8 protein-coding genes are annotated in these 14,846 nt (G+C 33.9%); 3 read left to right on the top strand and 5 right to left on the bottom strand.

From position 1 onward, the window contains the following. Nucleotides 1-59: 59 nt before the first annotated feature. From F6P99_RS00175 to F6P99_RS00160, 4 genes are all read right to left on the bottom strand, one after another. Entirely contained in the window at nt 60-2,600 is a 2,541-nt protein-coding gene (locus tag F6P99_RS00175; protein WP_152285424.1) for a glycoside hydrolase family 2 TIM barrel-domain containing protein, read from the bottom strand. A gap of 166 nt (nt 2,601-2,766) precedes the next feature. Further along, nucleotides 2,767-5,388, bottom strand: coding sequence for a T9SS type A sorting domain-containing protein (locus tag F6P99_RS00170; RefSeq protein WP_152285423.1), 2,622 nt, complete (start codon nt 5,386-5,388; stop codon nt 2,767-2,769). Nucleotides 5,389-5,403: 15 nt separating this feature from the next. Continuing rightward, on the bottom strand, nt 5,404-6,075 hold the full coding sequence (locus tag F6P99_RS00165; protein ID WP_152285422.1) for a fibronectin type III domain-containing protein: 672 nt from the start codon (nt 6,073-6,075) through the stop codon (nt 5,404-5,406). A 51-nt stretch (nt 6,076-6,126) separates the two neighbouring features. Then, nucleotides 6,127-6,783 (bottom strand): T9SS type A sorting domain-containing protein, encoded by a 657-nt coding sequence (locus tag F6P99_RS00160; RefSeq protein ID WP_152285421.1) that lies wholly within the window; start codon nt 6,781-6,783, stop codon nt 6,127-6,129. Between the two features lie 547 nt (nt 6,784-7,330). On the opposite strand from F6P99_RS00160, the gene F6P99_RS00155 reads away from it, so the two are divergent. Genes F6P99_RS00155 through F6P99_RS00145 form a run of 3 tightly spaced genes read left to right on the top strand, consistent with a single transcriptional unit; the run spans nt 7,331 to nt 13,709 of the window. Continuing rightward, the gene (locus tag F6P99_RS00155; RefSeq protein WP_152285420.1) at nt 7,331-10,414 is read left to right on the top strand and encodes a SusC/RagA family TonB-linked outer membrane protein; all 3,084 of its coding nucleotides are present in this window, start codon (nt 7,331-7,333) and stop codon (nt 10,412-10,414) included. A gap of 18 nt (nt 10,415-10,432) precedes the next feature. Then, nucleotides 10,433-12,130 (top strand): RagB/SusD family nutrient uptake outer membrane protein, encoded by a 1,698-nt coding sequence (locus F6P99_RS00150; protein WP_226912976.1) that lies wholly within the window; start codon nt 10,433-10,435, stop codon nt 12,128-12,130. Between the two features lie 10 nt (nt 12,131-12,140). Continuing rightward, nucleotides 12,141-13,709 carry a hypothetical protein gene (locus F6P99_RS00145; RefSeq protein ID WP_152285419.1) on the top strand — a complete coding sequence of 523 codons (1,569 nt, stop codon included), beginning with the start codon at nt 12,141-12,143 and terminating at the stop codon, nt 13,707-13,709. Between the two features lie 478 nt (nt 13,710-14,187). On the opposite strand, the gene F6P99_RS00140 is transcribed toward F6P99_RS00145, so the two are convergent. Then, nucleotides 14,188-14,607 (bottom strand): hypothetical protein, encoded by a 420-nt coding sequence (locus F6P99_RS00140; protein ID WP_152285418.1) that lies wholly within the window; start codon nt 14,605-14,607, stop codon nt 14,188-14,190. Between the last annotated feature and the right edge of the window lie 239 nt (nt 14,608-14,846).

Genomic DNA, 14,846 nt, shown 5'->3' with positions numbered 1-14,846 from the left:
AATATTTATTACAAAGGTAAAAATACTATTATTATCTAGGTATGAAAGAATGGAATTACCTATTTCGTTTTTAAATGAATTTTTTCAGAGTTCAATCCTTCTCCTGAAGCCGTAATTGTGATCTCATCAGGAATATCTTTAGCTTGAACGATAAGCAGTGTTCTACCTTGGTGTGTCGTATTCGTATTCGATTGAAATTTTTGGATGCTTTTTTTCCATCCATTATCAACACCGAGTAATTTTACTGCTCCGTCAATTTCAAAATGAATTTCACGATCATCTGTCTTTACAGGATTTCCAGAAGTGTCTGTCAACAGCAAAACTATATGAGCAACATCATAATTGTTTGCATTGATAGTGCTCTTATCAATATTCAATTCAATATGAGTTGATTTTCTTGCAGTAATCAACTGTGTACTTGTTTGTTTGCCGTTTTTGTATCCAATTGCTTTCAAGGTACCGTTTTGAAAAGGAACGCCCCATTTATATATATGGTCTTCAAAGTCAATGAGTTCTTTTTTACCTAATGACTTTTCGTTTAAAAAAAGTTCGATGGCATCACAGTTGCTATAGATTTCTACTGCAATTAATTCATTTGTTTTGTAATTCCAGTGTTCGTTAATATCATGCCATTGCCATAAAGCTTTTTTCCATTTGTTTGGGTTTTTGGCAACAATAGCTCCCTCTGCATCAATTTTATTTAATGATTTTTCTATGTTTTGAGTAGCAATAAATATATGTGGTTCTTCTGTCCATAAAGATTTCATCATGTGGTAAGAGCCTTTTTTGAAACCTGCTGTATTCAAAAGACCAGATGGTTGTACTCTAACTGGCCAAGGTTCGCGTATTTCTCCCATGTAATCAAACCCGGTCCATAAGAAGATACCTGCGATGTGAGGTCTTTCTAATACCGCTTTCCACTCATGGTATTGAGCTAGGTTTTCTGTACCCATGATTGGCTTTTCTGGATAGTTTTTATGGCCATAATCATAAAGAACTCTTCTGTAACTATAACCTACAATATCTAAAGCGTCTGCAAAACCAGACAAATGACTTGCAGAAGGTAAAATACAATTTGCTGTTACAGGCCTTGTTGTATCTAGTTCTTTGGTCCATTTAGATAGTTTTTGAGCTGTTTTACCGATGTCGTATTTACCTTTAGGAAGTGTTTCTAATTTGCTTTTGATTTGTGCTGTTGTATGAGGTGGTTCTGACCAAAAATAATTTCCATTCCAGTTCATATTATTGAAAAACCCAGTTGCTTCTTCATTTCTCGGGTAGGTCCATTCAATTTCATTACCAATACTCCATTGAAAAATAGAAGGGTGGTTTCTGTGGCTTAAGACAACTGATTGAAGATCTTTTTTTGCCCACTCTTGAAAATGTTCTGCATTACCTCTAGTTATGTAATCTGTGCTTTTTGATTCGTTTTGATTGTAACGTTTGTCTTTGGGATTATCCCATTCATCGAAGAACTCATCTTGAACTAAAAATCCCATTTCATCCGCAAGGTCGAGTAACTCATTTGATGCGGGGTTGTGAGATATCCTTAAAGCGTTTACACCACCATCTTTCAAAATTTTCAATCTTCTTTTCAAAACTCCTTTAGGAACTGCAGCACCTACCATTCCTCCATCATGATGAATGCAAACCCCCTTAATCTTCATGTTTTTATCGTTCAAATAAAAACCTGTGTTCGTATCAAATTTTATCGATCGTATTCCAAATGTAGAAGTACTTTTGTCAATTACCTTCTCGTTACTTTTAATAACAGTCACTGCAGTATACAAGTGAGGAGTGTCTGTTGACCATAGAGCAGGATTGTTTATATTGATTTCCGATTTTGAGGTTCTAGATTCTCCATTGTTTACAACGATATCCTTTTTTGATGAGCCAATTTGTTCGTCGTTTGCATCATAGATAATGGTTGCTAATTGAATTGATTTAGAAGTATCGTAATCATTATGAATTTTCGTTTCAACAGAGATCGTTGCCAACTCTTTAGATACTTTTGGTGTTGTAATGAATGTTCCCCAAATAGGTATGTGAAGTTTGTCGGTTGTAATTAGTGATACATTTCTGTATATACCAGCACCAGTGTACCATCTACTATCTGCAAATCTACTATGGTCAATTGAAACAATCAGATGATTGTTTTTACCGTTTTCGTTTAGATAATCTGAAATATCATAGAAGAAAGGAGAGTATCCATATGGGTGAAAACCTAGTCTATGTCCGTTGATATATACTTCAGCATTGTTATATACTCCATCGAAAAGAACAAAGGTCTTTTTGTTTTGATCATACTCTAGGTTGAACTTTTTTTGATAGTACCCATATCCTTTTGAAGGTAGATATCCGGTACCCATTGCATCGTCACCGAGGGATTTATCAAATTCAGCCTCAACCACCCAATCATGTGGCAACTGCACATTTTTGAATGTTTTGTTGTTTAAATCATTTAAATTCAACTTAGTTTGCGAAAGATGGAAACTCCAATCAAAATTGAAATCTTGTTCTCTATGGTTTGATGCTTCTTTTTTAGTCGAACAGCCAAACATCATAATTGCAGACGCTATGATGCATAATAATTTTTTCATGAGTTTAAAGTTTAGTTCTTAGGCAATTTTTGCAAGCAAATATGGTTTGATTTGGTAATAGCTAAATTCTACATTATTGATGATATCTGTAGGATTATATACTAGACAAAATCTGAACAAAGACTGTCAGATTACTAGAAACTATTTGATTTTCGCGTTACTTAGGTTATATCACGATAAATTTGCTGTACCCTAATTCTTGATTTGATTTGTATATTTTTATAAAATATACCCCTGGTGACAATGTATGAATGTCAATTTGTTCTTCAGTTTTCTGAACTTTGTGAGTGATGTTTAATTTTCCGTTGCTATTGTAAATATATGCAGTTGCTCCAGAAAACGATGTTGGAGATGCTAGAGAAATGCTTTCTTTTGCAGGAATAGGGTAGATGCGAAATAGATTTTGAATCGTGACTAGTTCACTAAAGTTTCCTTGGCATTCTTTATCTGTTTTCACCTCAATCTGGTTGATATTTTCAGTAAGTTCAAAAGATATTTTTGATTCTGAAGTTGTTGTTATTTGATTGTTGATTGATATTTGATATTCTTCAGAACCTGATAGGTCTAAGGTAATCTGATTTTTTTTGTTATTCAGTTTTGTTGCCACTTTTAACAGTTGTGGCTCGTCAATAGTTACTTTAAAATTCGCTTCATAGTCTGGATGTTCAGGTATTGTAATTTTAATACTATAAGTGTCAGCAGCAAGGTCTTCAAAAAGTATGCTTTGAGAAAAGCTTTTTGTGCTTTCATAGGTAGTACCCTTAATTTCTGCAGAATAATTATTAGGACTTTGGGTGTTTATTTCGATTACTCCATTGTTTTCTTCTACACAGCTAATACCCAATGTTTTTATTTGGTAATTATCCGCATTGAAGTCATTTGGATTTCGTTCTCTAATATTTGCAGAAAAATTAAATACTTGCATTGTAACTGAACTTACATGACCTCCTGTATCTGGAAACGAAATTTGCACGGTGTTGTTTTCTTCCAATAAAGCATAGGGTACAGGTATTTCTAATACACCGAAAAATCTTGCTTTGTCTGCTTGGTTGTATCCTCGGTAATCTGTAGGTACTTCGATTTCTGTATTGTTAACAAAAATTGTTGGATGCAGATTTTGACCATGATCTCTACCAACACCAACTCTTAAAACAGCTTCTCCATATGTATTTTTTGTAATTCCGTTTATTTCAAAATCAATCGCTGTATTTGCTGAAATTGGTTTTAAATAACTGGTTGCAAAATATTTTTTTTCACTGTTGCTTTCGTCAATTACAATATTGTTGTTAAAAGTATATTCAATAATCATGGTTGACTCGGCACCTAAAACTACATTGGCGGGAGCTGACGTTTGTGTTGATTCTTGAATCACAGGTGTTTGATTGTCTAGTGTTAAATGCTGTATTTTAACAGATGTAATTGAAGTATTGTTTTCGTCGAACAAGTGTAATGCTATATCTTTTGCTTCAAACTCCAAATTATTTAGAATTAAGTAGGCTTTATTGTCGTCAACATAGGCATCTACTTGAATATCTAAATCAGTAGCTTTTGTATCAATTCTAGTACCTTTAACGTCTTTCCAAAGTTGGTAGAACTTTACACGGTCAGTGTAAATCCATTGTCCCGTATAGCTTGAAGGTTCGTTGGTTTTTCGCATCAATCTAGCTCCATATGGAATATTTTTATCATGATTGAATCCCCATTCAGCCTTCACGATTGTAAAAGGTATAGCGATAGCGATGTCATCGGGTCTTTCCATAAATGATAACATCATAGAATTTTGAGCTTTTAAGAATAACCAATCACGATAAGCACTCCATCCTTCATTATTGTAATCATGTGTTTGCGCTCCGTATTCTGAAATTACATAAGGTTTTTTTGTGCCTAATGTCATCATGCTGTATTGATCATTCATGTCAAAAGTCGCTTCTAGATTGCTACCTGAACGAAGATCAACTTTACCTCCAAATGCTGGGAAATCATATAAATGCCAGGCCCAGAAATCCATTTTCTCACCTGCAACATCAATAAATAACTTATCTCTGTTTGTCCATCTTTGGAAATTTCCTGTTTCAAAATCAGGAAAAGCAACGGTGTAACCACCAATTTTTAAATTTGAATTTTGTTCACGAATGGCATCTGCTACTTCAACATGAAATTCTGCAATTTCTTGTAAAGAATTTGTATAATCTGTTTTACCACCTAAAGCTTCGTATGCAGGTTCATTTATTACTTCAACCCATTCTGGTTGCTTTTGACCATTTCCACCATGGAAAGCATTGAAATACCTACCCATGTATTCTCCAACAGCAGTTGGGTTAGCTAGTTTCCATCCTAATTTAGTTTCACGTTGACTCTCTCCTGTCCAAAAAGGATGAAGTTGTGCACCTACTACGTGGTTTTTTCTATTTTCATAGGGGTGAAGATTTGTTTTTGAAGCGAAACTGTTTCTGCTGTTCGTACCTTTAGTCGTTATCTTAGCTGGGTCAGCATATCCCGCTCTTGTTGGATCTTCTTCCATATTGTTTAAGTTCCATGTAATTCCTCCGGTATCTCTTCCAAGGTACACATCTAGCCCATTTAGGAAATCGTTTCTTAGGTCATTTGTGAAATTATCGCCATCCCATTCTGTTTCAGTTTGATTAGCATGGATGGTAATAAATTTGCTTCGATCAAAAGTATCAATATTACCAACGGTATGCTTTACGTTAAAGTTAATATCAACGTCTACCTGTGCAGATAGGGCAGTGGTACAAAGTACTATATATAAATAGAATAATTTTTTCATTTCTTAAAGTTTAACTTATTGAACCTGTATCTCCCAAACAACACCTTCTGTAATACCTCCAGAGTTATCTTTGGCATCTACTCTCCAATAATAAGTTTTACCACTGGAAAGGGTTGTATTGTAAAAAAAGTTCTCGTTATTTTCACTAATAAGGGTTAAGTTGTTGTTTGTTTCTCCTAGATATATATCAAAGAGTAAGGGGTCGTTATCAATATCTGTACAAGTCCATTCCATTTTTACTGCACCAGTGTTGATAGAGCTATTGTTAGCGGGAACCGGATTTGATGGTTGGTATGGTAAATGGTTGCTAATTTGAGTGTTTTCAGTATTAAAAGACCAGATGTCTTCGTCTGTACTTGTTGCACCGTGAATATCTTTTGCTAACACTCTCCAGTAATATGTATTGTCTTTTTCTAGATTTATCCTGTAGTTTGTGTTATTTGTAGTTTCACTCAATAATTTTTCTGTAAAACCAGCATCATTACTTAGTTCAACAATATAGGAGAGCGCGTTACCATCAGGGTCTGATGTTGTGTTCCATGTTAAATCCAATGTCAATTCTGTACAAGACAAATTGTTTACAGGACTTACCTTTGTCGGTGACACAGGAGGACTGTTTAAATTTGATTCTTCCTTTGCACAAGAAAAACCGATTATTAGTAATATGATTAGAGCTAGTTTTTTCATTTTTGAAAGAAACACCAACAAATATTATTTGTTGGTGTAAGTATTAAATAGTTATTGTTTGATGAATTTTGTTGATCTGTTTCCAGTGTTTAAAATATATAAACCATTTTGTAAATCTGAAACATCGATACTTCCTGTAGCTTTTTGAGATTTTACTGATTGACCAGAAACAGAGTACACGTTATAAGTGTCAATAGTTACATCAGAATCAATGTATAAAATGTCGCTTACTGGGTTTGGGTAGATACTAATAGGTGATGAACCATCAATGTTATTAATCGATGCTGTTGCGTTTTCAAGAGTTACTACTGTATTACCATTTGCATATCCTTTCGATGTGTCAGGTTTAGTAACTTCGATATAGATTCTTAATAAATAGAAGTTTCCTGCTGTCAGTGCAGTTGTTTCTGGCGCAGTTGGGTCAACTGTGAAATTTACATCAATTGTACCAGAATCATTTTTAGGGTCACCTAAATTTGCAAAAACTTGAGTTGCATTGTAGTTTTGAACATTCCCCCATCCAGCAGTCATTTCAGTTAGAACTATGTGCATATAGTTGATCGTGTTTCCAGAACCAGCATCATAGGTGATGTTCAATCCGATTACTTCACCTGGGCTAACGTTGGTGTCTTTATTGTTCCAAGTAACGGTTTGCGCAAAAGAAAATGTGCTTACTAGTAATAAACTGAATAATGTAATTTTTTTCATGATAATATATTTAAAAGTTTAGTTCTTCAAATGTATTTAGAGTGTTTTTTGTTTTTGAGATTCTTCACTTGATTAAAACTTTACATCAATTAAAGATTTGTTGCAAATCGCTGTTTTTTATATCGAATTAAACTAGACATTGGATTGTGTATTACTAGTAATTACAAGGGGTTTTTAATAATATTTTCTAAAAACATGCTGTTTTGTGTCGAGGTGAAATCAAAAATAGCTTTCAATTTTATATGAAAATTTGAATAAACCATATAAATTAGAGGAGGCTATTTCTTAGGTGATTTTATAAGTTGATAGCCATTTTGAGTAATTTTTTATTTAACATCTATATTTTTTTTAAATAAAAAAAACTCAACTAGTTGTTTTTCAGTGTTTTATTTTGTGTTCTTGACTTTTGAGTATAGTTTTTGTCTATGAACAACATATTGATTTTGACCTATTAAAACCATATCGTAGGGTTTAAGTCTAGTAAAGTTCTGAAAATCGACTTTCGATAATAATCATATTTGTGGAACTAAACTTTAATCGAAAAAATATGAAATTCAATTTACGTGCAAATTGGAAGCAAAAACATTTTCTCATAGCCTTGTTGCTATTGAATGTTGGGTTTATCCAAGCACAAAAAAGCGCAATTAAAGGAAAGGTCTCAGATGCTGATGGTCCTCTTCCTGGTGTAAGTGTACTTATTAAAGGTACGAGTAATGGTACTGTAACCGACTTTGATGGGGTGTACGAAATAAGTGCTAGTCCAGATGATATTATTGTATATACCTATGTTGGTTATAAAACAAGTGAACTTGTCGTATCGAACTCAGCTAGCTACGAGGTAATTTTAACGCCAGAAGTTTCTGCTTTGGAAGAAGTTGTTGTTATTGGGTATGGTACTCAGAAGAAAAAAGAAGTAACAGGTGCTGTGGTGAAAATTTCTTCTGATGTAATTGATGTTGCCCCTGTAGCAGATATAGGTGTTGCATTGCAAGGACAGGTTGCTGGTGTGAATGTACAACAAACAAGTGGACGTCCGGGTGATGCTGCAAATGTTCAGATCCGTGGATTAGGATCGTTGAATGCAGATGGATTAGGCCCATTATATGTAGTAGATGGAGTTCCTTATGAAGGGAATCCAAATATTTCTCCTGATCAGATTCAATCAATTGATATTTTAAAGGATGGTGCTTCTTCTGCAATTTATGGGACAAGAGGTTCTAATGGGGTTATCTTGATTACTACCAAACGAGGTGAAGAAGGAAAAATGAAAATTAACTTCAATACTTATACGGGTATACAAAATATTACTTCAGGTACTCCTTTGATGAATACAGATCAACAGATGTATATTGAAGATGTTACTTTGGCAGCATTGGGTAGAACTCCGACAACATTCATAATTACTCCAAATGCTTTGGATTATGATACAGATTTTGTTGGAGATGTACAAAATAATAATGCTGAGATTAGTAATTATAATTTACAGATTTCAGGGGGTACAAAAAACCTAACTTTAAATTTAAACACAAACTATTTCAAACAAGAAGGAGTGCTTATAAATTCAGGATTTGATAGGTTGGCAAATAGGTTGACAGGAGAATTTAAAAAAGGAAAATTAAAGGTGTTTACTACTGTTGGGTTTACGACAGAAAATAGAACACAAGAACCATGGGCCTTATACGAACAGGCAATTGTTCAAAGACCCTGGAGAGCTCCTTTGAATTCATTAGAGTCCAATGGAGATAATGGAGTTGTTTTGCCGCCAGATAATGAAATTCAATACAGTTATTTGTCTAGTCAACTAGGTAATTCTGATAAACGAGTTTCTAAATCTTTGAATTTTGCATTTAATGCTGAATACGAATTGTTTAAAGGATTTACCTATAAAATCAATTTAGGATCGAACTCTTGGGAGAATAGAAGAACCTTCTATCAGCCTCAATATTTAGCATATAGCAATGATGGAGAGTTAAATGCAGGTGCATCAAGGTTGAACGCAAAATTAGAAGAAGATTATATTTGGTCGAATAGACAGACTATTGAGAATATTTTCAATTATAAGACAAGTTTTGGTAAAAACAATTTGCAATTCTTAGGTGTGATATCTTATGAAGAATATAAATATAGAGAACTTGGAGTTGGTGCAATTTTTAGTGAAACAACGAGTAATGATTTGAGAACATTTACTTCATCTAGTGAAGGTATCAAACCGAACAGTCTGGATAGAACCACAACTTTATCGGGGAAACTTTTTAGAGTATTGTATAACTACGATGGTAAATATTTATTCTCTGCAAGTATTAGAAGAGATGGTTCTTCAAATTTCTCAGAAGAAAACCGCTATGGGACATTTCCTGGAGTTTCTGCAGGATGGAATATTCATAACGAAGAATTTTTCAAATCTAATGTAGTCAACAGTTTGAAGTTAAGAGCAAGTTATGCAGGTGTTGGTAACCAAACGGTCAAACCGTATTCAACAACACCTATTATTGAAGCAGGAATAAATTATCCGTTTGGTGCTTCTGAAGAAATTGAATATGGTACTGTTCAACGTAGATATGTTGATAGTAACTTGAAATGGGAAACCACAATCTCTAGGAATATTGGAGTTGATTTAGGATTGTTTAATAACAAATTAAATATTACTGCTGATTACTACTATAATGACAAAGAAGATATGTTGTTGGAAAAACGTATTTCACCATCTACAGGGACTTACCATCCGAGAGCAAGTGGGGTATATGATGTAGTTACAGTGAATGCTGGTAATATGTATAATAAAGGAATCGAATTGGCTGTTAACTACAACGACGAAACGAGTTATGGTTTGAAATATGGAATCATCGGAACTTTTACTCAAAACAAAAATGAGGTTACAAACCTTGATGGAGTTTCTAGAGGGTATGGTAATGGTAGACCGGTTACATCCATGGGGACTAATGTAGATTATACAACTTTCTTGGCAGAAGGGTATGAAGCTGGAGCTTTTTTCTTGGTGCAACATGATGGTATTATCAAAACTCAAGAACAGCTTGATGCATATAAAGCAATTGACGGAAGTGCTCAGTTAGGAGATATGATGTACAAAGATATAGATGGAAACAATCAAATTGATGATAATGATCGCGTGTATTCTGGATCAGGACAAGCAAAATTTGAAGCAGGTTTGACTTTTAATTTGGCATACAAAGGATTTGACTTAACCGTACAATCTTATTACTCACATGGTGCGAAAATCTATAATGGAGCGAAAATGTTTGCATATGCAAATGCACGTCACACAGACATTTATCATATGTGGTCTCCTCAGAATGCTGATTCAGATATTGCTACAGCGAGACAAAATGCGTACCATAATAACGTAAGAGCTCGATCAGATTTGTTCTTAGAAGATGGTACATATTTCAGATTAAGAAATGCGACAATTGGGTACACTGTACCTAAAATGAAAGAAAGAGCAGGGATCGATAAATTAAGAGTTTATGTGACCTCTTTAAATCCATTGACAGTTACAAATTACAAAGGATATGATCCTGAAGTTGGAGGAGATGGAATCTTTACTAGAGGAGTTGATAGAGGAAATTATCCTGTATCAAGAAGATTCATGCTTGGTGTTCAATTAGGATTTTAATTCTTGAAAAATTTAAAGATGATGAAAATTATAAAAAAATATATAGTACTTTCTTTAAGTGTCTTAGCATTAAGTGGTTGTGATGAAGGTGATTTTTTAACACAAGTGAACCCGAATGCAATTACAACAGATACTTTTTGGGAAACAGAAGGACAATTCAATAGCGCGTTAACAACGGTTTATGGAGCGCTACAATTTGAAAGTGTAAGTGGAGCGTTGGTACAGCATGAAATGGTATTAGGTGATTTGGGAGGTACCGAATCTTGGTATAGACCGGCTGCATTTAGAAACTTAACATATAATGACAATACTTATTATGTAGTTGACAGATGGAATGAATTGTATATTGGGATTTTTAGAGCGAATCAGGTTATTGAAAATATCCAATCTGCAGATATCAATGTTGTAACAAAAGCTCAAATAGAAGCCCAAGCTAAGTGTTTGAGAGCATTTTATTATTTTCAATTAGTACATTCATATGGACAAGCTGTAATACATACAGAAGTTGCTAAATCTGCTGAAGATTTTAGTAAACCATTATCTAGTTTGGAAGAAGTTACAAATCAGGTAATCAAACCAGATTTAGAGTTTGCAGCGCAAAACTTGCCATTGTCTTGGTCAGAAGGAAAAGGGCGCGTAACAAAAGGAACTGCTCAGAGTTTGTTGGGGAAAGTTTATTTGTATAATGAAGAATGGAGCAATGCCGCAGCACAATTCAAAGCTGTTATAGATTCTAATATATATAGTCTTGTCGCAGATGTTTCAGATAATTTTACACATACAAATGAGTACAATTCAGAATCAATTTTAGAAGTTACTTTTAATAGTGAGTTGAACCCTGGAGTTAATGGGTCTATTGTTGATGACAACCCGAATGAAACAGGTGCAGAAGCTTCTGCTTTAGCACGTGGGCTTGGACAGTTGAACTATGGAGGGTATAATACGGTCTTAACCTCTTACTATTTACATGAAATGTTTGTGTATGATGAAGTTGATCCTACAAACCCAATTAATGATGGTAATATTCATTCTCGAAGAATGACTGCTTCGATTGCTCCTTCAAATTTTGAAGATGAGTATTATGGTCGTGATTCTGATGAAGCAAAAGGATGGGGATTCGGACAGAGTGCTTACTTGAAAAAGCATACGAATTGGTATCATTTAGAGGCAGAAGATGGAAATAGTCGTTCTGGAATCAACTTTAGACATATTCGTTATGCAGATGTTCTATTGATGTATGCAGAGGCGGTTCTTAATGATTCTGGAGATTTTGCAACTGCAATTACATACATAGATATGATAAGAGCTCGTGCAGGGGTCAAAACATTACAACAATATATGGATGAAAATTCAGGTCAATTCCCTCAATTACACGTAAGTATTCAAGTACATGGCTCACAACCTTTGGTTTCTGCAAGTGCAGCAACGGTATTAAAACATATTCAAAGGGTTGAAAGACCACTGGAGTTGTGTTTCGAAGGACATAGATGGAAAGATTTAGTACGTTGGGGAATTGTGGCTGAAGTGTATTCAGAACTTAGAGCTGATGAAGTATGGAGAGAAGCAAATAAGGCTACAATTTTTGATACACCTCCGTTGTATATTGCAGAAAGAATCAGACCAGATTTCTTTTTAAGTGAGCAGAATTATGATCCAGCTCAACATAATTACTTCCCAATTCCTACTGGTGAAGTTCAAACTAACGAAGAACTATAAAACTTAAATTATGAATTATAAATATATATATAGTTTATTTCTTGCTTTTGCAGTAGTTTTTACTGCGTGTAAAGATGAAGAAGATGTAAATTTAACAGTGCCAAGTCATAGAGTGATTGTGACTTCGCAAATGGATTTTGAAAATACGGTAAATGTAAACGGAATATTATCTTTCGGTGACGTGTCAGCGGGTGTTGTAAGTAGAAAATGGACTTTTCCAAATGGAGTTGCAGATATTTTAGACACTCCAAATGATACAGTTTCTACTTTGTCAAAAGTTAAAACTCAGTTTAAAGTAGTTGGTGAGCATAACGTTAAGTTACACCAAGAGTTTTATAAAGATGCATATGATGGAACGGTGTTGAAAGGGAGTGTGTTAGATACTACAATTGTAGTAAAAGTTTTACCTTTTGTTTCAGGAAACATTGTTGCAAATGTATTAGACGCTGATGGTAATATAGTAAGAGAGTTGACAGTTGCAGATGACATCAAAAATGAAGTATCTGCTGGTAGTACCATTCGCTATTCATACCAAATGGAAGGTGAGCCTCAAATTTTTAATTGGCAATTTGAAGGAGGAGATCCAGCTGTTTTTGAAGAGAATACAGAGGTGGATGTGAAATACAAAAAATTAGGAGTGTATGATGTGCAATTTATCGCAAGAAGAGAACGTCCGTTCGGTGGAGATACGATTTATGTAAAAGACTTCTTGTCGATTATTCCTTCTACGGAACCTGTGTTGTTGGATAAAGTATACCAACAAGAAAATGGAGTTGCTTTAGAGTTTAGTCGTGAGATTGATGTGAATACTTTAAACAAAGATGATTTTAATGTGGTTATTCAAAACGGTGGTAATACTATCAATCCGACAATAGAATCTGCTGTTATAAACCCGGATGAGGCAAATATCATTTTGTTAAATCTTGCATCTGAAAGTGTGTATAGCAATGACAATGTAACCATTTCATATATACAAGGAGAGTTACAATCTACAGATTTTGTAAAAGTTGAAAGTATTGTGGATAGAGCTTTGGTATATGAGAAAGAAAATATTTTAATTGATTCTGATTTCGATTATAGTTTTGAAAATGGAACGAATGATAATTGGTTATATCTATGGTGGGGTGCACCATGGGATAAATATACTTTTAATTTATCTAATGCTCAAGCTCAAGATGGCTCAACAAGTGGCCATATCACTATAGATGCTGATGGAGGTATGATTATGGGAAATAAAAATGATGATAATTCAGATTTCTTACGTTTTGATGTAGAAGCAAATGTAAATTACGAGATAGGAGTGTGGATTTATGTGGATGAAGCATCTATACCTGCATTGGCGACTCAACCAGATGTGCGTTTCTATTGGAATCCTGGTACTGATTGGGGAGTTGTGTCTAATCCTTTATTCACTCCTGAGTTCCAAACAGGTGAATGGGTGTATAGCGCTACAAATGCAACCTTTGATAACGCTGCATCAATATCATTTATGATAAGAGGGGCTAATGCTGGAAATCCGAATGAATTCAAATTTTATATGGATAATATAAGTGTGTCCAAAGCACCTTTAAGACCATAGAAAAGTTGGTTTTTGGTTAGGCTGTCTGGTTTTGTAGTAATACAAAATCAGGCAGTTTTTTATTGTGGTCTGAGCGGTTTTTATTGCTCAGACTTTTTATGTTAATGAGATATTGTAGTTTAGAGATAGTTTAATCAGACCTTATGCATATGCTTCTATTATTATAGGTAGAATACCTATGAAAAATGAGATAGAATGTGTCTAGTATATAGAAATAAATAGATTACGTACGTGTAAAAAAGGTACTATCATTTATAGCGGCTAACCAATAATTATAGTAGTATTGATTTATAACATAGTACAATTATTAAATGTCGTTAATCAGAAAGAGAAGATATAAAGCTGTATATCTATCGTGATGAAGATCAGAGGGAGTCAGAATAATGTAGAAATACTATACGGGAATAGCAGTTTTTTATAATTACATTTGCTCAAATAGTATTGATTCGTGAGTAGTTAGGTTTTATGTGATATCAGATTAATATAGAATTTTCACAACAGCATCATCACTTTTGTATTCAAACTCACTGTCATTGTTCAAAATCATAAAAGTAGTTAACTTATAAAAATGCCCTTCAGGTAGTTTTTGTTTTATAGGTGTATTTGCTTTTATTTGGTACTGAAAATTAATGCTACCAGAATATAAGTCTTTATTTAGTTTTAAAATAGGTTTAGAGTTGTCATAGGTATTGATCACATTTCCCTCTTTGTCTATTTCTAGTAATTTCGCATCAATATAAAAGAAGCTTAAAGGCCGCGTGTCATACTGCAGATCTAACTCAACAGTCTCATCTATGTGGAACTCTTCAATCTTGTTTTTCCAAGAAATTTTTTGAGAATAGGCATGTAATGATAATCCTATTGCGATAAGCGGTATTGTGATATTTTTCTTATTCATTTTTTTTAGTGTAGTGTTCTGAAATTTGACTTTTTACCAGTCAATTTTGTTTTAATTTAAAGATACTAGTTATGCTGTTTTTTACGAAAAATTACGAGTAGACAAATCCTTGACACGAATTTTTGAATTCTGTTTTTTGAGCTATTTATATAGACAAAATATCAACATGAATTCTCTAGACGCTTTGTTTATAAGAGGGTAAATAATTTTATGATGTTTTGTTTTTTTTACATTTTTTT

The sequence above is a fragment of the Flavicella marina genome (assembly GCF_009193215.1).
Lineage (GTDB): Bacteria > Bacteroidota > Bacteroidia > Flavobacteriales > Flavobacteriaceae > Flavicella > Flavicella marina.
The sequence above is the reverse complement of the archived record's forward strand: the minus strand, read 5'-3'. Positions and strand labels throughout refer to the sequence as shown.